Here is an 18455-nt window from a genome sequence, read left to right on the forward strand (position 1 = left end):
TGATGTCGGTGATCCCTTCCCCGAGTTATTTTAAGACGTTTTGAGGCGAAGTGGAGTCCGGTTTATCGGGCTCAATCCACATCATTCAGCGTCGCGAACAGCGTCTGGCGCGAGGCGACGGCGGTGATCGCCCCGATCAGCACGGCCTGTACCGCGAGCACGACATAGCCGGAGGGTCGCAGCGAGAATGTGCCGAGCAAGGCAGCGAACTGGTCGCCGACCGGCGTACCGGAGAACCAGCCGGCGATCGACTCGGAGAAGCCGAACAGCAGCATGGCGACGCCGCCGCCGATGACGCCGCCTTCGAGGCCGAGCCTGAGGAAATGCCGCAGGAAATGATTGGCGATGTAGCGGTCACCGGCGCCCACAAAATGCAGGACCTCGACGATCGGACGGTTCGCCGCCATCGCACCGCGCGTCGCGAACGAGACCGAGATGATGGTCGCGACGATGACGAGCGCGAGGATGCCGATGCCGGCAAGCACGGTGGCGTTGGTCATCGATCGCATTCGTTCGATCCAGGCGCGATGATCGTCGACGCTGGCGCTTGGCGCCACCTGGGTCACCCGAGCGCGCAAGGCGCCGAGATCGAGCGACGTGCCCGGCTGCACGCGCGCGATGATCATGCGCGGCACCGGCAGATCGTCCATCGACAGCCCGGTGCCAAGCCAGGGCTCGAGCAGCTTGCCGCTCTCCTCCTTGGTGAACGGCTTGACCTCGACGATGCCCGCTTGCGCGCGGATCGCCTCGGTGACCGCGGCGGTGTCGCGCTCGATGTCGCGCCCCGATTGCGGTCGGACCTGGATGGTGATCTCGCTCGCGACATCCGACTGCCACTCCGCGGCCGAGGCGCTGACCAGCAGCACCGCGCCCGTCGTCATCGAGGCCAGGAAGGTCATGATGGCGACAACAGCAACCAGCGCGCGGCCGTGGATCGAGGCGCGCGGCACGATCGGCGACAGGTTGCGCGCCTTGGCCGGCAGCGGCGGACGCTCCTGTCCGAGGTCGACCAATACGCCGCGCTGGTCGGTCCTACTCATAGACGTGCAATCGCCCCTGGTGCAGCACGAAGCGGCGCGCTTCGTATTGGTCCATCAGCGCGATGTCATGGGTCGCGATGATGACGGCCGTGCCTGATTTGTTGAGCTCGATGAAGAGCCGCAGCAAGCGCCGCCCGAGCGTCGGATCGACGCTGCCGGTCGGCTCGTCCGCGAGCAGGAGTTGCGGCCGCGAGATCACCGCGCGCGCGATCGCGGCGCGCTGCTTCTCTCCGCCCGACAGGATCGGCGGCAGCGCATCCATGCGGTCGCCGAGGCCGACCCAGCGCAACAGGTCAATGACCTCCTTGCGATAGCTCGATTCACTGCGGCCCATGACGCGAAACGGCAATGCGACGTTCTCATAGGTGGTCATGTGGTCGAGCAGACGGAAATCCTGGAGCACGATGCCGATGCGCTTGCGCAAATCGGCGATCTCATCCTTGCCGAGCTGGGAAACGTCGTGACCGAACAGATTGACGAGGCCGCGCGTCGGCCGATGCGACAGGAACAACAGGCGCAGCAACGATGTCTTGCCGGCGCCGGACGGGCCGGTCAGGAATTGAAACGAATGCGCCGGGATCTGGAAACTGAGGTCGCGCAGGATCTCCGGCCCCAGACCGTAGCGTAATCCGACATTTTCGAACCGAACCAAGCTCAGCTCCGTTCGAGGAGGGGACGCCAGGCCGCGCGGCCAGCGAGGTCTCGCCGCATGCGACCAACAGGTTGTGCGACCGGTATGGTTTCCGGTTCGTTAACGGTCGGCCTGTAGCATCCCCGGCAGCATCCTTAGAAGCACTTCTTCTTGGGAATATCCTTGGCGCCCGGTTCCGCGCGACAGGGCCCATCGTCGAGGCGTCCATGCACATTGTCTGCCCGCATTGTACGACATCCTACGCCATCAAGCTTGCGAGCCTTGGAGCCAATGGGCGGACGGTTCGCTGCTCCCGCTGCAAGGAGACCTGGATCGCGCACCCCGAGGATGCCATTGAGGAGGCGGCCGTGCGGGCCATGGCCGCAACCGGACAGGCCGAGGACCAGTCGGACCTCGCCGAGCAATGGAACTCCTACGCCAAGGACGATGGCACCGCCGACACCCCGGTGGTCGAGAGCCCCTCGATTGCCAGTGACTGGCCAACCGAGGATGCCACGGAGACCGAGGACGAGTGGTCAGCGGCAGCGCGAGCGGCCGAGGAGGAAGTCGTCGGTGCGCAACACCAATCCTGGTTCCGCAACCTGTTCAGTCGCCGCGGAGCAAAGGTGAGCCGGCCGGCCCCTGCTGTGATCAGGCAGAAATCCCATTTCGGCCTGCCGACCGCCTGCGCTGCCATGGGCGCGCTGGTTGTGGCGCTGGTGGTCTGGCGCAGCGACATGGTCCGCCTGCTGCCGCAGACGGCCGCCTTCTACAAGCTGGTCGGGCTGGAAGTGAACCTGCGCGGGCTCGCCTTCAAGGACGTTAAGCTCTCGACCGAGACAGTGGACGGTAAGCAGGTGCTGGTGATCGAGGGCGTGATCGTCGGCCGGGGCAAGAAGCCGCTGGATATTCCGCGCCTGCGATTTGCCGTGCGCGACGCGCAAGGTGCCGAGATCTACGCTTGGAATTCCGTGCTGGAGCAGACCGTGCTGCAACCCGGCGAGCGCGCCTTCTTCCGCTCGCGTCTGGCCTCGCCGCCCCCGGAGGGCCGCAATATCGACGTTCGCTTCTTCAACCGGCGCGACATTGCCGGCGGCAGCGTATAATCAGGCTCGCGAGGACCGCACCGGAGTTTGGTCCCAAGGTTGGTCTCATGCCCAAAGTCTTGATCGCCGATGACGAGGATTCGATGCGCCAGTTGGTGGCGCGCGCCATCGCCATGGACGGCCACGAGACGGTCACCGCACAGGACGGCGCCGAAGCGCTCGAGATCCTGATCCGTGAGGACGGCGCATTCGACCTGCTGCTCACCGACATCCAGATGCCCGTCATGGACGGCATCGCGCTCGCACTCGCCGCCGCGCGCGATTTTCCCGACCTGACCATCTTGCTGATGACGGGTTTTGCCGATCAGCGCGAGCGCGCCTCGAACCTCAATACGCTGGTGCATGACGTCGTGACCAAGCCGTTCTCGGTCGCGGATATCCGCTCGGCAGTTGCGGATGCGCTAGCGGCGAAGAAGGGCTGAGGCTCTAATAAATCGGCGGTCTCGATCCGTCATCCCGAGGTGCGAGCGGCCGATGCGAAAGCATCGCGCCGGGAGCCTCGAAGGATGCGCGGCCCCGATGCAGCCGGGCCGTCGCCCTTCGAGGCTGGCCGAAGAGGCGAGCACCTCCAGCGACAACGGCTTCGCCGTTGCGCGGGGTGACGGGGATAGATTGGTGAGCAAAGTCTCCACACGGTGATCGCGAGGAGCTCGCGACAAAATTGCACGGCAATTTTGCGCGGATGCGACGAGAGAGTCGCCCTCAAAAATCCTTCAGCAGCCGCTCGATATAGTCCAGCTCGATCTGTGGACGCGAGGGGTCTCCGAGGCGGCGGCGGAGTTCTTCGAGGATGCGACGCACGCGCTGGACGTCGATCTCGCCAGGAATCTTGACGGTGTAATCGTCGCCGAATTCGCGGCCGTGCAACGGCCGGCCAAGCGGATCGGTCTGGTTGCCGCCGCTCTGCTGGCGCCCGGCGCGATTGCCGGGACCATCGCCCTGGCCGTCGCCGTCACCCTGCTGCATCGCTTCGGCCATCTTCTGCGCACCCTTGCGCATCGCATCCAGCGCCTTGCCCTGGGAATCCACGGCACCGTCGGCATTGCCCTCGCCGAGCTTCGAACCAGCGTCGCCCATGGCGCTGTCGGCGGAATCGAGCCCGCCGTCATCATCACCCTGGTCGGCATCCTGATCGCCGTCCTGGCCGGGCTGGCCCTGATCGCCCTTCTGTCCCTCCTGGCCCTTCTGACCCTGTTGGCCTTTCTGGCCCTTCTGCGACAGGCCGCGCTTGGCCATTTCGTCCTGGAGCTTCTTCAGGCGGTCGCGCAGTGCCTGCTGATCCTGCTGCAGATCCGACATCGACTGATCGCCCGGCTGCTGCTTGCCGCGCATGCGGTCGCGCCGGGAATCCTGACCCTGCTTGTAGGTCTTGTCGCGCAATTGCTGCTGCTTGCGGATCATGTCGCCGAGCTCGTTGAGCGCCTGCTCCATGTCGCTCTCGCCGGACTGTCCCGGCTGCGCCATCTGCAAGCCCTCCAGCATCTGCTGGAGCTGCTCGAGCAGCTGCTTGGCCGCGTCCTTGTCGCCGGACCGCGACAGGCGCTCCATGCGATCGATCATGTTCTGGAGATCCTGCTGGCGCAGGATCTTGGTGTTCGGATCGAGCGGCCGCGCAAGATTCTGCGCATCCTTGTTGTTGCGGAACTGCTCGGCGAGCTGGCGCATGAAATTGTCCAACGCCGCCCGCAAATCCTGCGTGAGCTTCTTGATCTCCTCGTCACTGGCACCGCGCTCCAGTGCCTGCTTCAGCGCGTCCTGAGCCGCGCGCAACGCCTTCTCGACGTCGGAGATGTTGCCGTCCTCGATCGTCACGGCGAGCGCCCACAGGCTCGCCACGACCTCCCGCAGCGCCTCGTCGGTGCGCGCCGCCTCGAGCTGGTGCGCGACGCTGTACAGGCCGAGATATTGCCCGGCCTCCTGCGTGAACAGTTCGGGCGCAATCATCAGCGCGTCGAGCGCGGTATAGACTTCGGAATTCTTGTTGGCATCGAGCGCGAGAATGCGGCGCTGCTCGATCAGCGCACGTGCGAGGGGCTTCGTAAACAGCCGCTCGGGCAGGCGCATGTTGAACGGTTCGCTCTTCGCTTCGTTACCGGCCTCGTCCTTGGCGGTCAGCGTCAGCGTGACATCGGCGCCGGCATAGGGATCTTCACTGAGATCCTTCACCGTCTGGCCGACGCCGTTACGCGTGCGCGCATTCGGCAGCACCAGCGGAAACTGCGGCGGCTGGAACAGCGGCCGCGCCGCTTGTCTGTTATCGCCGTCCTTGCCGGCATCGGCGGAACGCGTCGCCACGTGCGCCTCGGCGCCGGTAACGCCGTAATCATCCTCGATCTTGTAGACGAGCTGAAGTGCGCCGCGCGCCTGGCGCTCCGGATCCTTGGCGAGCGCGATCGTCGGCGGGCGGTCTGGCGTCGCCGCAAAGACCCATTGCGGCTGGCCCGAGGGCGCGCGAACATGCGCGGTGCCGTCGCCGGCGATGGCAAAATGCTTCTCGTTGGTGCCCTTGGGCGTGGCCTCCGTGGGTGCGACTTCCTTGAGGCCGCCGGACACGACGACATCCAGGCTGCCGCCGGAGGAGCGCACGATCAGGGTCGAACCGGCGGGCACGGCGAGCGGGCCGCTGGCGGGAAGCGCTGCGGCCTCCTTGTTGGCGGCCGACAGGATCACCGGCGGTTTTCCGGTATAGAGCGGTGGTGTGACCCAGGCATCGACGCGGACATTGGTCGGCGCCAGCACGCCGTTCCAGTCGAAGGCAGCACCGAGCCGCATCGCACGCTCGTCGCCGGCGGCGAAGAAGGTCGCGACCAGCATCACCATGACCAACGCGCGCAGCGCCCAGGGGTCGTGGATGGCAAGGCGCGGGTGCGGCAAGCCGGCGCGGATGCGCTTGAGCGAGGCCAGGGTGCGCTCGCGCTGCGCCTGCCAGAGGGCCTGCGCGATCGGGTCCTGCGAGCTCAGCGTATCCGTCAGCGTGGTCGCGGGGCGGTGGCGGATACCGGAGCCGCGATCGAGGCGGGCGAGCGCCTCCTCGCGGCGCGGCCAACGAAAGCGAATCAGGGGGAACAAGGCGCCAACGGCAAGCCCGGCAAAGAGAACGAGACCGGTAGCGCGCGCAACAGAGGGCAGCGCCAGCCAAAGACCGGCCCAGGACAGCGCCAGAAACAGGCCGATAACGGTGAGAACACGAGCCAAGGCTGGCCAAGCACGCTCCCATGCGATGGCATAAGTGGACCGCTTGAGGGCCTGCGCCAGCTTCAACCGCGGCAGAGCATCGCCAGCGCGGATCGGGTCTGACGGGTCGGGGGTGACACCGTTCAATCAACTCTCCAGGTTGCCCGGTAGAGAAGCGTACCACAACGGCAGCACTGAGGCATCCGTTCCCGTACGGGAGACACCCCTTTTCCCGCATAACACGAGGACGTGACTGGCCCGGTGCAACCCCGTAATTTCCGCGCCGCCACCCCAATGCAAGGGACGTAGAGGAGACGCCATGGACAAGAAGATGCACGACAAGGGCCTGGAAGTCCGCAAAGCGGTACTGGGCGAGGCCTATGTCAACAACGCGCTGAAGAACGTCGACGACTTCAACCGTCCGTTCCAGGAGATGCTCAACGAATATTGCTGGGGCACGGTGTGGGGCCGCGAGGAGCTGCCGCGCAAGACCCGCAGCATGCTCAACATCGCGATGATCGCGATCCTCAACCGCCAGCACGAATTTCGCGCCCATCTGAAAGGCGCGCTCACCAACGGCGTCACCCGCGACGAGATCCGCGAGATCCTGATGCAGGTCGCGATCTATGGCGGCATGCCGGCGGCCGTCGACAGCTTTCGCATCGCGCGCGAGGTGTTCGCGGAGATCGACGGGAAGGCGTGATGAGCGAACTCTCTCCACTTGTCATCCCGGGGCGCGCAAAGCGCGAGCCCGGGATCCATAACCACCGACCGATGTGGTTAGCGGGATTTGGAGTGACCGTTTTCGCGCAACGACTCCTCCCTGGGTTATGGATCCCGGATCTGCACGCGCTTGATGCGCGCTTGTCCGGGACGACAGTGGGGATGGAATGAGCACTCTCACAACAACGAAAAGAACAAGGAAACACCATGGATATCGGATTTATCGGCCTCGGAAACATGGGTTTCCCCATGGCGCGGCGGCTGATCGAAGCTGGACACAAGCTCGTCGTGTTCGACACCCGAAAGGAGGCCGTCGACAAGCTTGTCGCGCGCGGCGCGAGCGCTGCGACATCGCCCAGGGACGTGGCCGACGAGGTCGAGACGGTGATGGCGAGCCTGCCGTCGCTGCAGGCATCGCTCGAGGTCGCGACGGGGGCGAACGGCGTGATCGAGGGCAGCCGCGCAAAACGCTTCATCGATCTGTCGACCGTGGGCTCGCAGATGGCTTCGAAGATTCACGCTCTCCTGGCGAAGCGCAACATCGTGCAGATCGACTGCCCGGTCTCTGGAGGCGTCGGCGGCGCCGAGAAAGGCACGCTGGCGGTCATGGTGTCAGGGCCGAAGGCGGAATTCGAGCTGCTCAAGCCTGCGCTCGATGTGATCGGAAAGGTGTTCTTCATCGGCGAAAAACCAGGCGCGGCGCAGACCATGAAGCTCGCCAACAATTTCCTCTCGGCGACCGCGATCGTGGCGACGTCGGAAGCGGTGGTGATGGGCGTCAAGGCCGGGCTCGATCCCGCCGTGATGATCGACGTCATCAATGCGGGTTCGGGCATGAACACCGCGAGCCGCGACAAGTTTCCACGTTCCGTGCTGCCGCGCACGTTCGACTTCGGCTTCGCCACCGGATTGATGGTGAAGGACGTGCGGCTGGCGCTGGAGGAGATGAAGCAACTCGGCCTGTCGATGGAGGTCGCGGATGCCGTCGGGCGTCTCTGGGAGACCGTGATAGCTGCGGAAGGCGCGGAGTCCGATTTCACGGCCGCAATCAAGCCGATCGAGAAGAAGGCGGGTGTCGTGGTCGGCGGAAAGACCGGCGGGTTGGCAGGGAAGTAGCGCGATCTCGCGGCGCTCGTCGTCCCGGGGCGCGCGTCGCGCGAGCCCGGGACCCACAGCCACAGGGAGAAGTTTGGCGAAGGTTCGGAGTTACCACTTCGCTCGATAAACTCTTCCTGTGGTTATGGGTCCCCGCCTTCGCGGGGACGACACCGAATTTGTCGAAACGCCACTACGCCTCACAGCCACGGCGCAGGTGTATCCATCGCGATCAGCTGCTCGACCTCGATACGCGGACGCACCACGGCGTATTGATCGCCCTTCACCAGCACCTCAGGCACCAGCGGTCGCGTGTTGTAGGTGCCGGCCTGCACGGCGCCATAGGCCCCCGATGTCATGACGGCGATGAGATCGCCCGGCTTCGGCGTCGGCAGCGTGCGATCCAAGGCGAGGTAGTCGCCGGTCTCGCAGACCGGCCCGACGACGTCGGCCACGATCGTGGCCGCGCCCTTCTCCGGCTCTATCACCGGCAGGATATCGTGATGTGCCTCGTACAGCGTCGGGCGGATCAAATCGTTCATGGCGGCGTCGATGATGACGAAGTTCTTGCCGTCGCCGTGCTTCACATAGATCACCTTGGCGACGAGGATGCCGGCATTGCCGACGATCATGCGGCCCGGTTCGAACATCAGCGTGCAGCCGAGATTGTGGCTGACGCGCTTGACCATGCCGGCATACGCGTCGGGCGCGGGCGGCGCCTCGCGGTCCATGTAATAGGGAATCCCGAGCCCGCCGCCGAAATCGACATGACTGATGGTGTGGCCGTCGCTGCGCAAGGTCTGCACGAATTCGGAGAGAATGCGGAACGCCGTCTCCATCTTGGAGAGATCGGTGATCTGGCTGCCGATGTGAACGTCGGTACCGGTCACCTCGATTCCCGGCAGTTTCGCGGCACGGGCATAGACCTCGCGGGCGTGCACGATCGGGATGCCGAATTTGTTCTCGGACTTGCCGGTGGAAATCTTGGCGTGGGTGCCGGCATCGACGTCGGGATTGACGCGGATGGAGATGCGCGCGGTCTTGCCCATCTCGCTCGCAAGGCGCGACAGCAACTCGAGCTCAGGTTCGGACTCCACGTTGAGACAGAGGATGTCGGCGGCGAGCGCAGCGCGCAGCTCTTCTTCCGTCTTGCCGACGCCGGAGAACACGATCTTGCTGCTGGGGATGCCGGCCGCGAGCGCCCGTTTCAGCTCGCCGCCCGAGACGACGTCGGCGCCGGCTCCCAACTTGGCCAGCGTGCGCAGCACCGACTGGTTGGAGTTCGCCTTCATGGCGTAGCAGACCAGCACCTTTTCGCCGGCAAAGGCCTCGGTGAAGACGCGGTAGTGCCGCTCGAGCGTCGCGGTCGAATAGCAATAGAACGGGGTGCCGACCGTCGCGGCCAGCTCGGACAGGTTCACCGCCTCGGCGTGCAGCACGCCGTTGCGATAGTCGAAATGGTTCATGGCGTTGGCTCAGCTAATCCCGGCTCATCTTTTGCCGGAAGGTTCGTCCAGGAGCGGGTCGAGGATAAACGATTTCTTCTGGCCCCTGGTCGCCGCCGGCGCAGCATCCGCGCCATAGGTCGGATTGAACACGCTCGGCGTCTTCTGGGCTTCAGTCTCGGTGTCACCAGGAGCTGCAATATTGGCCGTGGACGCTGCGGAGGCGCCCGGCGGCAGATCCAGCGGACCCTTGCGACCGCAGCCGGCGAGCGCAAGCGCGCTCACGCTCAAGACAATGATGGCCCACCCCGACCCGGCCGGGCGAAACTTTGACGTCACGACGAAATCCCCACTACGCGGGGCGCACCATACAGAGATTGGCGCGCCCTGGCGAGAGCCGGATGACCATGAAACATAAGCGAAATTTTGCGTTCAGCCCAATTTTCGCTCTTTTTCCAGCCGCTTCGCCCAGGCCTTGGCCTGCGACGTCACGTTCTTCGGCGCGGTGCCGCCGAAGCTGGTGCGGCTCTTCACCGACGATTCGACGGAGAGCACGCCGAGCACGTCCTTGGTGATCCTGGGCTCGATCGCCTGCATCGCCTGCAGCGGCAGCTCGTGCAGCGCCACGCCGCCGTCGGCGGCCTTGGCGACGATGCGGCCGGTGACGTGGTGGGCCTCGCGGAACGGCATTTTCAGCTTCCGCACCAGCCAGTCGGCGAGATCGGTCGCGGTGGCATAGCCCTCGCCGGCCGCAAGCTTCATCTTGGCCTCGTCGGGAACGAGGTCGCGGACCATGCCGGTCATGGCGCGGATCGCCAGCGACAGCGCGGCAAAGCCCTCCATGGCGCCCTGCTTGTCCTCCTGCATGTCCTTTTGATAGGCGAGCGGCAGGCCCTTCATCACGATCAGGAGACCGTTGAGCGCGCCGATGACGCGGCCGGTCTTGGCACGTACCAGCTCGGCCGCGTCGGGATTGCGCTTCTGCGGCATGATCGAGGAGCCCGTGGTGAACTTGTCGCTGAGCCTGACGAGGCCGACCAGCGGCGAGGTCCAGATCACGATCTCCTCGGCAAAGCGCGACATGTGCACGGCGCAGATTGAGGCGGCCGACAAGGTCTCCAGCACGAAGTCGCGATCGGAGACCGCATCGAGCGAATTCGCCATCGGCCGGTCGAAACCCAAAGCCTTCGCGGTGGCGTGACGGTCGATCGGGAACGAGGTGCCGGCGAGCGCGGCGGCACCCAGCGGGGATTCGTTGAGCCGCTTGCGGGCATCCTGGAAACGGCCGCGGTCGCGTGCGGCCATTTCGACATAGGCGAGCAGATGGTGGCCGAACGTGACGGGCTGCGCGGTCTGCAGATGGGTAAAGCCGGGCATCACCGTGCCGGCATGTTCCAGCGCGCGTTCCACCAGCGCCTGCTGGAACGCGGCAAGCGCGGCATCGGTCTCGTCGACGATGTCGCGGACGTAGAGACGGAAATCGGTCGCGACCTGGTCGTTGCGGGAGCGGGCGGTGTGCAGACGGCCGGCGGCGGGCCCGATCAGCTCCGACAGGCGGCTCTCGACATTCATATGAATGTCCTCGAGCGCGCGCTTGAACTCGAAGCCGCCCTTGCCGATCTCTGACAAAATCGTGTCTAGACCCTTGCCGATATTTTTCGCATCAGAGGCCGTGATGATGCCCTGACTGGCCAGCATCGCGGCGTGGGCCTTGGACGCGGCAATGTCCTGGGCAAAGAGGTGACGATCGACGTCGATGGAGACGTTGATCTCTTCCATGATCTCATCGGGACGTTCCGAGAACCGGCCGCCCCACATCTTGTTGCTCATGATCCCCTGCTCGCGCCTTGATTTGCCGCACGTTTGCTGGCGAAGGCCAGCCGTATTAAGAGGCCCCTGATAGCCATATCTGCGACCGGATGACAAACGATATGCTCGACCCCAAACCCTCCGCCACGCGCCGGATCCCGATCGTCATCGCCACAGTGGTGGTTGGCGGCCTGGCCGGCTTCGCCGCGCTGTACGGGCTGGGCCTGAGCCGGGCCCCATCTGGCGATCCGACCTGCAAACCGGCGGTCGCGACGGCGCAAAAGATTGCCCCGCTCGCCCATGGCGAGGTGGCGGCGCTGACCATGGCGAGCGCGCCACTGAAGCTGCCCGATCTCACTTTTGAGGATGCCGAGGGCAAGCCGAAAAAACTGTCCGATTTCCGCGGCAAGACGCTGCTGGTGAACCTCTGGGCCACCTGGTGCGTGCCGTGTCGAAAAGAAATGCCGGCGCTGGACCAACTCCAGGCCAAGCTGGCCGGACCTAATTTCGAGGTGGTGGCGATCAATATCGACACCCGCGACCCCGAGAAGCCCAAAGCCTTCCTGAAAGACGCCGATCTAACCAGGCTCAGCTACTTCAACGACCAGAAAGCCAAGGTTTTCCAGGATCTTAAGGCAATAGGGCGCGCCTTGGGCATGCCGACCTCAATGCTGGTTGACCCGCAAGGATGCGAGATTGCGACCATCGCGGGACCGGCGGAATGGGCGAGCGACGACGCGCTTAGGCTGATCCGGGCCGCGCTCGGGCCGGCTGCTGCGTCGCTTTAGGTCTGTTTATTGGCGCAGGTCGGAAAACCGGTGCCCACTTTTCCGGATCATGCGCTAGGCGGTGACGTTCAGGTTGCCGCCGACACCGGGGCCGACATTGGCAAGGGAAGGCTGGCCGGCGCCCAGCAGCGTCAGGACGGTGGATTTCTCCATATCCATGTTCTGCTTCGTCAGCGTCGCCGCGATATTCGATTGCAGCGCGCCTTGCTGGGCGGCCAGCATGGTGCTGACCATCGCCATCATGTCCATTACGCGAACCCTCGTACCGGCTGCAGCCTAGGCGCGAGGGGTTAACGGGACATGAATTGTCACGAAGCTGTCCATGTCCCGGACGCGGCGCGGCACCATAAGCGCGTTCACGTGCGTCTTCGACGCACTACACTGACGCACCGCAGAGCCGGGACACATGCCCCAGCGCGCTCGCGGCTTCTGGACCCCGGCTCTGCAGCGCATCGCTGACGCGCTGCGCAGCGTCCGGGGCGCGAGACCGCTTTATCTCGTCGGGACCGGCTTGGCGCCGCGGTAGTCGTAGAAGCCGCGCTGGGTCTTGCGGCCGAGCCAGCCGGCCTCGACGTATTTCACCAATAGCGGGCACGGCCGGTACTTGGAGTCGGCCAGACCCTCATGCAGCACCTGCATGATCGACAGGCACGTATCAAGGCCGATGAAATCGGCCAGCTCCAGCGGGCCCATCGGGTGGTGCGCACCGAGCTTCATCGCCGCATCGATCGCCTCGACATTGCCGACGCCTTCGTACAGCGTATAGATCGCTTCGTTGATCATCGGCAGCAGGATGCGATTGACGATGAAGGCCGGGAAATCCTCGGAGACCGCCACCTGCTTGCCGAGCTTGGCGACGAATTCCTTGGAGGCCTCGAAGGTGGAATCGTCGGTGGCGATGCCGCGGATCAGTTCCACCAGCTCCATCAGCGGCACCGGATTCATGAAGTGAATACCGATAAAGCGCTCGGGCCGGTCGGTGGCGGCGGCAAGACGGGTGATCGAGATCGAGGACGTGTCGGAGGCGACGATCGCCTCCGGTTTCAAGATCGCGCAGAGCTCGTGGAAGATCTTGCGCTTGACCTCTTCCTTCTCGACCGCCGTCTCGATCACGAGATCGCAATCGGCGAGGTCATCCAGCTTCTCGGCGAGCTTGATCCGCGCAACCGCCTTGGCCTTGTCGTCCTCGGTGACGGCCTTCTTGGAGACCTGACGCGCCAGATTGCCGTTGATGGTGGCCATGCCCGACTTGAGGCGGTCGGCCGAGATGTCGTTGAGCACCACGTCGAACCCGGCCAGGGCCGCTACATGCGCGATGCCATTGCCCATTTGACCCGCGCCGATTACGCCGATCTTCTTGATTACTGCCGCCATAATGTCATCCACCGGAACGGCGCGCATATCGCGCCCTGCCACATCCCCTGAGCCGGGAGGACCGATTTAACCCGAAACCCGATTAGATCAGAATCCTGGCTCGAAACCTAGATTGGATCGCCTCCCGGGCGCGCCCCACGCCAAAGAAAACGCCTCATAAATGAAACACCGGCCGGAGTTTATACCTCCGGCCGGTGTTTTGAACGGCTTTTACTTGCCGAGCTTGCCGAGTTCGGCGGTCAGCTCCGGAACCGCCTGGTAGAGGTCAGCGACCAGCCCGTAATCGGCGACCTGGAAGATCGGCGCGTCCTCGTCCTTGTTGATCGCGACGATCACCTTGGAGTCCTTCATGCCGGCCAGATGCTGGATAGCGCCGGAAATCCCCACGGCGACATAGAGCTCGGGGGCCACCACCTTGCCGGTCTGGCCGACCTGCCAGTCGTTCGGCGCATAGCCGGCGTCGACCGCCGCCCGCGAGGCACCAACGCCGGCGCCGAGCTTATCGGCGAGCGGCTCGATGTACTTGGCGAAGTTCTCGCGGCTCTGCATGGCACGGCCACCGGAGACGATGATCTTGGCCGAGGTCAGCTCGGGACGGTCGCTCTTGGCGACTTCCTCGCCGACGAAGGTCGACAGGCCCGGATCGGCGGTCGCCGCAACGGTCTCGACCGGCGCGCTGCCACCCTCGCCAGCAGCGGCGAAGGTCGAGGTGCGAACCGTGATGACCTTCTTGGCGTCCTTCGACTTCACCGTCTGGATGGCGTTGCCGGCATAGATCGGACGCTCATAGGTGTCGGGCGCGACGACCTTGATGATCTCCGAAACCTGCATGACGTCGAGCAGGGCGGCCACGCGCGGCATCACGTTCTTGAAGCGCGAGGTCGCAGGCGCGACGATGGCGTCATAGGACGGAGCCAGCGAGACGATCAGCGCGGCCAGCGGCTCGGCGAGGTCGTGCGCATAGGTCTCGCCGTCGGCGAGCAGCACCTTCTTGACGCCAGCGAGCTTGGCAGCGGCATCCGCCGCGGCCTTGGCGTTCTGGCCGGCGACCAGGACCTCGACGTCCGCGCCGAGCGCAGCGGCCGCGGTCAGGGCCTTGTTGGTCGCATCCTTGAGCGAGGCGTTGTCGTGTTCGGCAATCAGAAGCGTCGTCATCAGAGCACCCCGGCTTCGTTCTTGAGTTTCGAGACCAGCTCGGCGACGTCCTTGACCTTGACGCCCGCCTTGCGGCCCGCCGGTTCGGTCGTCTTGAGAACCTCGAGGCGCGCGGTGACATCGACGCCGTAATCGGCAACGGTCTTGTCCGCAATCGGCTTCTTCTTGGCCTTCATGATGTTCGGCAGCGAGGCATAGCGCGGCTCGTTGAGACGAAGATCGGTGGTGACGATCGCCGGTCCCTTCAGCTTCACGGTCTGCAGGCCACCGTCGACTTCGCGCGTGACCTTGAAGTCGCTTCCTTCGACCTCGAGCTTCGAGGCAAAGGTCGCCTGCGACCAGCCGAGCAGCGCCGCCAGCATCTGGCCGGTCTGGTTCGAATCGTCGTCGATCGCCTGCTTGCCGAGAATGATCAGACCGGGCTGCTCTTCTTCCGCAACCTTCTTCAGGATCTTGGCGACCGCGAGCGGCTCGACGATGCCCTCGGCCTTCACCAGGATGCCGCGATCGGCGCCCATGGCAAGACCGGTGCGGATCGTCTCCGATGCCTGCGCAGGTCCAATGGAGACCACCACGACTTCGGTCGCCTTGCCGGCTTCCTTCAGGCGCAGCGCTTCCTCGACCGCGATTTCGTCGAACGGGTTCATCGACATCTTGACGTTGGCGAGTTCAACGCCCGATCCATCGCCCTTGACGCGGACCTTGACGTTGTAATCGACCACCCGCTTTACCGGCACTAAGACCTTCATCGATCCTCTTTCACTCAATTTGGGAGGGGGGCTATTCAACTGGCGCGGAACCTAAAGGCCTGATCCGGCCCGGTCAACGCGCGACGGGGCCTATTTTTAGGCCCCTGAAGTGCTGATCTCAATGGGGTCAGCGACCCCTTGGGGTCAGCGGTTCTGGCCCGGAACCCAGAGCACGTCGTCGGCACCATTAAGGTTAGCAGCGCGGCTGGCCACGAACAGGAAGTCCGAAAGGCGATTCATATATTGGATGCCAACGGCCCCCACGGGCTCGCCGGGCCGGGCAGCCAGTTCCACCATCACGCGTTCCGCCCTGCGGCATATCGTGCGGGCGACATGGAGGTAGGCGGCAGCCGGCGTCCCTCCCGGGAGGACGAAGGAGGTGAGCGGCGCGAGCTTGTCATTGAGCGCGTCGATGTCGTGCTCTAGCCGCTCGACCTGACTCGCCACCACCCGCAGTCGTTCCGCCTTGCCTTCCCGTTCGGGCACCGCGAGATCGGCACCGAGATCGAACAAATCGTTCTGGATGCGGCCGAGCATCGCATCGAGCTCCGGCGCATCCCTGGTGTGAAGGCGGACCACACCGATCGCGGCATTGGTCTCGTCAACAGTGCCATAGGCGGCGATGCGCAGATTGTATTTGGGACGGCGCTCGCCGGTTCCGAGCGCTGTCGTGCCGTCGTCACCGGTCTTCGTATAGATACGATTGAGCACGACCATGTTCAGCGTCCCATTGCCCAGACCGCGACCATGGCGATAACAATCGCCACGAATTGCAGCAGCACGCGCCAGCGCATCAATCTCTGCGAGGTGTTGGGCGAGCCACCGCGCATCATGTTGACGAGGCCGAGCAGCAGCACCACCGCCACGGCGGCGACGGCAATCGGCAGGATGAAAGTACCAAGGAGAGATGCCATTGGAGGGTGATAACACCGTGTACGGCGCCGCGCCATCTCTCCGGTTCGTCATTCCGGGGCCATGCGAGGCATCGAGCCCGGAATCCATTCCTCCAATTGCGTTGCGGCCCAATGGATTCCGGGCTCGCGCTGCGCGCGCCCGGCAATGACGGCGGGACGCTTCGCGATCTGGCTTTTGAGCCGAGAATGTCAGAAGCTGCCGACATGATTTCCGATCTGCCTCCATCGTCGGCCTTTTTCGCCGCTCCCTGCCTTCGGAACGAGGGAACAGTACGGAGCAAGCCGTGAAAGCCGTTCGCACCATCTACTGCGTCGTGGAGGACGCCTTCTACACGTTCCTGGCCGACGACGGCTGGGCGATCGCGAGCCATATCGCGCTGTCGACGCTGATGGCGCTATTCCCGTTCCTGATCGTGCTGACGTCGCTGGCCGGCTTCTTCGGCTCCAAGGAGCTCGCCGACCAGGCCGCCAGCCTGATGCTTCAGGTCTGGCCCAAGCAGGTTGCCGATTCGATCTCGGGCGAAGTCCACGACGTGCTGACCACCACCCGCTCCGGCGTGCTGACGATCGGCGCAGTGCTGTCGGTCTACTTCGCCTCGAACGGCGTCGAGGCGCTGCGGGTCGCTCTCAACCGCGCCTATGCGGTGGTGGAGATGCGGCGCTGGTATTGGCTGCGGCTGGAATCGATCGCCTACACACTGATTGCAGCTTTCACCGCGCTCGCCATGGCGTTCCTGATCGTGCTCGGTCCGCTCCTGATCGAGGCGGCGCGACGCCATATCCCGCTATTCGTAGAGTCCAACGAAAGCATCCTGACCTGGCTGCGCTACGGCATCACCATCAGTGCGCTGGTGGTAGCGCTGATCATCCTCCACACGTGGCTCCCGGCGGGACGGCGCAGCTTTTTCCAGATCCTGCCCGGTATCGTCTTCACCATCGTGGCGTCGCTGATCTCAGGCGTCGTGTTCGGCCAGTATCTGGCGCGCTTCGCCAACAATTACGTCACGATGTATGCCGGGCTTGCCTCGGTGATCATCGCGCTGGTGTTTCTGTATTTCATCGCTGCGATCTTCGTCTACGGCGGCGAGCTCAACGCTGCGATCATCAAGTCACGGCTTCCTCACGGTGTGTCGCTTCAAGCAGCGCAGTCGCTAAAGCCCGCGGGGACACAGGCTTGAGCAGGAAGGCGTCGGCGCCGGCCTCGCGCGAGGCCGCCTCGTCCTCGCCACGGCCGGACACGCCGATGATGGGGATCTGAGCCAACGGCGTCTGCATCTTGCGGATCCGCCGGATAGCTTCGACGCCGTCGATGCCCGGCAACACCATGTCCATCAGCACCGCGTCGAAGCCGCCTTGCGCAAGCCGGCCGACCGCATCCTCGCCGCGCCCGATGAACTCGGCATGGTGTCCGAGCTCGGTCAGGATCGTGTTGAGCACGACACGGCCGAACGGATTGTCCTCGACGCTGAGGACGCGCAGCGCCACCAGTGCATCCGCCTCGTCACCATCGGGCTTTCGCGGCTTCGCCGGACCCGCCGCATCGAGCGTGACCGTCAACGTGAAGGTGGCACCGCCACCACGGCGCGGCGCAACCGTGATATCGCCCCCCATCGCGCGCGCCAGCTGCTTCACCGAGGACAAACCGAGCCCGGCGCCGCCAAAGCGCGAGGCGATGGTGACATTGGCCTGCGTGAACGGACGAAACAGCCGCTTGATCTCGGCCATGGTCAGGCCGATGCCGCTGTCGGAGATCGAGAAGGCGACACCGACCCGGCGTTTATCCCTGGCCTTGGCAGCGCTGCCTGCCCTGCCCTTGACGGGACGCCAGGGCACCGCCGAGATCGCGACGCCACCCTGTTCGGTGAATTTGACCGCATTGTCGATCAGGTTCTCGAGCGCGGCGCGGAGGCGGACGGGATCGCCGACCACGAGGCCCGGAAGCTTGTCGGAGATCCCGATTTCGGCCTGGAGACCCTTGGCAGCGGCGCGGCCAGCCAGCGAATCGCCGGTGCTGCGGGCGAGCGCCCGCAGATCGAACAGATCCTGCCGGAGCGTGCCGCCGCTGGCGCCCTTTCCGGTTTTGGCGGCATCGACGAACAGCGTGGCGAGGTTTGCCAGGTGCTCGGCTCCGGCCTTGATGGTGTCGGCCCAGCGCCGTTCCCGCTCACCGAGATCGGAGGTCGACAGCAGGTCGCTGATCGCCAGAATACCGGTGAGGGGTGTACGGACCTCATGGGCAAAGGCCGCGAGCGCGGCCTGGACCACGTCGGGCGCGACCGCCCTGGTGCTGCGCTTGGGCACTTTGCCGGATGGTCGGCCCCCCGTCCGAGGGGCCCGCCTGGACGTCCGCGTGGTGCGTGCTGGGCGCGTTTTCGCCGCCATAGATTCCCTTCGAAGTACCCTCTTCGAACCCCGGACTATTGGCTGAGCATGGCACGGCGAAACCCCTGGA

At 64.8% G+C, this 18455-nt stretch carries 19 protein-coding genes; 6 read left to right on the forward strand and 13 right to left on the reverse strand.

The genetic code is table 11. The features are described 5' to 3' along the window. Nucleotides 1–71 precede the first annotated feature (71 nt). On the reverse strand, nt 72–1040 hold the full coding sequence (locus tag BM374_RS01745) for a cell division protein FtsX (protein WP_092288862.1): 969 nt from the start codon (nt 1038–1040) through the stop codon (nt 72–74). Then, complete coding sequence (gene ftsE, locus BM374_RS01750; RefSeq protein ID WP_092288863.1) at nt 1033–1692, reverse strand: cell division ATP-binding protein FtsE; 660 nt, start codon at nt 1690–1692, stop codon at nt 1033–1035. Before ftsE ends, BM374_RS01745 begins: the two co-directional genes overlap by 8 nt. Before the next feature lie 206 nt (nt 1693–1898). On the opposite strand from ftsE, the gene BM374_RS01755 reads away from it, so the two are divergent. Continuing rightward, nucleotides 1899–2777 (forward strand): MJ0042-type zinc finger domain-containing protein, encoded by an 879-nt coding sequence (locus BM374_RS01755; protein WP_092288864.1) that lies wholly within the window; start codon nt 1899–1901, stop codon nt 2775–2777. A 47-nt stretch (nt 2778–2824) separates the two neighbouring features. Next, nucleotides 2825–3199, forward strand: a complete 375-nt coding sequence (locus tag BM374_RS01760) for a response regulator (RefSeq protein WP_092288865.1) — start codon at nt 2825–2827, stop codon at nt 3197–3199. Between the two features lie 280 nt (nt 3200–3479). On the opposite strand, the gene BM374_RS01765 is transcribed toward BM374_RS01760, so the two are convergent. Then, nucleotides 3480–6098: a TIGR02302 family protein gene (locus BM374_RS01765; protein ID WP_092288866.1), complete on the reverse strand. Its 2619-nt coding sequence runs from the start codon at nt 6096–6098 to the stop codon at nt 3480–3482. Nucleotides 6099–6270: 172 nt separating this feature from the next. Here BM374_RS01765 and BM374_RS01770 point away from each other — a divergent pair, with 172 nt between their 5' ends. Further along, nucleotides 6271–6654 (forward strand): carboxymuconolactone decarboxylase family protein, encoded by a 384-nt coding sequence (locus BM374_RS01770; protein ID WP_008567285.1) that lies wholly within the window; start codon nt 6271–6273, stop codon nt 6652–6654. A gap of 227 nt (nt 6655–6881) precedes the next feature. Beyond that, nucleotides 6882–7790: an NAD(P)-dependent oxidoreductase gene (locus BM374_RS01775; protein WP_092288867.1), complete on the forward strand. Its 909-nt coding sequence runs from the start codon at nt 6882–6884 to the stop codon at nt 7788–7790. A gap of 179 nt (nt 7791–7969) precedes the next feature. Here BM374_RS01775 and lysA read toward each other — a convergent pair whose 3' ends face one another. The 3 genes from lysA to argH all read right to left on the reverse strand — a co-directional run bounded on the left by lysA (nt 7970) and on the right by argH (nt 11044). Further along, a complete protein-coding gene (lysA, locus tag BM374_RS01780; RefSeq protein WP_092288868.1) occupies nt 7970–9235 on the reverse strand; it encodes a diaminopimelate decarboxylase in 1266 nt (421 codons plus the stop codon). A 24-nt stretch (nt 9236–9259) separates the two neighbouring features. Continuing rightward, nucleotides 9260–9553, reverse strand: a complete 294-nt coding sequence (gene lptM, locus BM374_RS01785) for an LPS translocon maturation chaperone LptM (protein WP_092288869.1) — start codon at nt 9551–9553, stop codon at nt 9260–9262. A 93-nt stretch (nt 9554–9646) separates the two neighbouring features. Then, nucleotides 9647–11044, reverse strand: a complete 1398-nt coding sequence (gene argH / locus BM374_RS01790) for an argininosuccinate lyase (RefSeq protein WP_092288870.1) — start codon at nt 11042–11044, stop codon at nt 9647–9649. Nucleotides 11045–11145: 101 nt separating this feature from the next. On the opposite strand from argH, the gene tlpA reads away from it, so the two are divergent. Beyond that, nucleotides 11146–11811: a thiol:disulfide interchange protein TlpA gene (gene tlpA / locus BM374_RS01795; RefSeq protein WP_092290120.1), complete on the forward strand. Its 666-nt coding sequence runs from the start codon at nt 11146–11148 to the stop codon at nt 11809–11811. 54 nt (nt 11812–11865) lie between these two features. Here the strand turns inward: tlpA and BM374_RS01800 are convergent, their stop codons facing one another. From BM374_RS01800 to BM374_RS01825, 6 genes are all read right to left on the reverse strand, one after another. Continuing rightward, nucleotides 11866–12060 (reverse strand): putative motility protein, encoded by a 195-nt coding sequence (locus BM374_RS01800; RefSeq protein ID WP_027562813.1) that lies wholly within the window; start codon nt 12058–12060, stop codon nt 11866–11868. Between the two features lie 243 nt (nt 12061–12303). Continuing rightward, complete coding sequence (locus BM374_RS01805) at nt 12304–13185, reverse strand: 3-hydroxybutyryl-CoA dehydrogenase (protein WP_092290122.1); 882 nt, start codon at nt 13183–13185, stop codon at nt 12304–12306. A 210-nt stretch (nt 13186–13395) separates the two neighbouring features. Next, nucleotides 13396–14340 (reverse strand): electron transfer flavoprotein subunit alpha/FixB family protein, encoded by a 945-nt coding sequence (locus BM374_RS01810; RefSeq protein WP_092288871.1) that lies wholly within the window; start codon nt 14338–14340, stop codon nt 13396–13398. Continuing rightward, entirely contained in the window at nt 14340–15089 is a 750-nt protein-coding gene (locus BM374_RS01815) for an electron transfer flavoprotein subunit beta/FixA family protein (protein ID WP_092288872.1), read from the reverse strand. The genes BM374_RS01810 and BM374_RS01815 overlap by 1 nt, the downstream gene beginning before the upstream one ends. Nucleotides 15090–15233: 144 nt before the next feature. Then, a complete protein-coding gene (locus BM374_RS01820; protein WP_092288873.1) occupies nt 15234–15806 on the reverse strand; it encodes a cob(I)yrinic acid a,c-diamide adenosyltransferase in 573 nt (190 codons plus the stop codon). 2 nt (nt 15807–15808) lie between these two features. Further along, nucleotides 15809–16003, reverse strand: coding sequence for a twin transmembrane helix small protein (locus BM374_RS01825; RefSeq protein WP_092288874.1), 195 nt, complete (start codon nt 16001–16003; stop codon nt 15809–15811). 284 nt (nt 16004–16287) lie between these two features. Here BM374_RS01825 and BM374_RS01830 point away from each other — a divergent pair, with 284 nt between their 5' ends. Further along, entirely contained in the window at nt 16288–17181 is an 894-nt protein-coding gene (locus tag BM374_RS01830) for a YihY/virulence factor BrkB family protein (RefSeq protein ID WP_092288875.1), read from the forward strand. On the opposite strand, the gene BM374_RS01835 is transcribed toward BM374_RS01830, so the two are convergent. Next, nucleotides 17108–18385 (reverse strand): ATP-binding protein, encoded by a 1278-nt coding sequence (locus BM374_RS01835; protein ID WP_092288876.1) that lies wholly within the window; start codon nt 18383–18385, stop codon nt 17108–17110. The genes BM374_RS01830 and BM374_RS01835 overlap by 74 nt on opposite strands. Nucleotides 18386–18455: the final 70 nt, after the last annotated feature.

It is taken from the genome of Bradyrhizobium sp. Ghvi (assembly GCF_900115265.1).
Classification (GTDB): Bacteria; Pseudomonadota; Alphaproteobacteria; order Rhizobiales; family Xanthobacteraceae; genus Bradyrhizobium.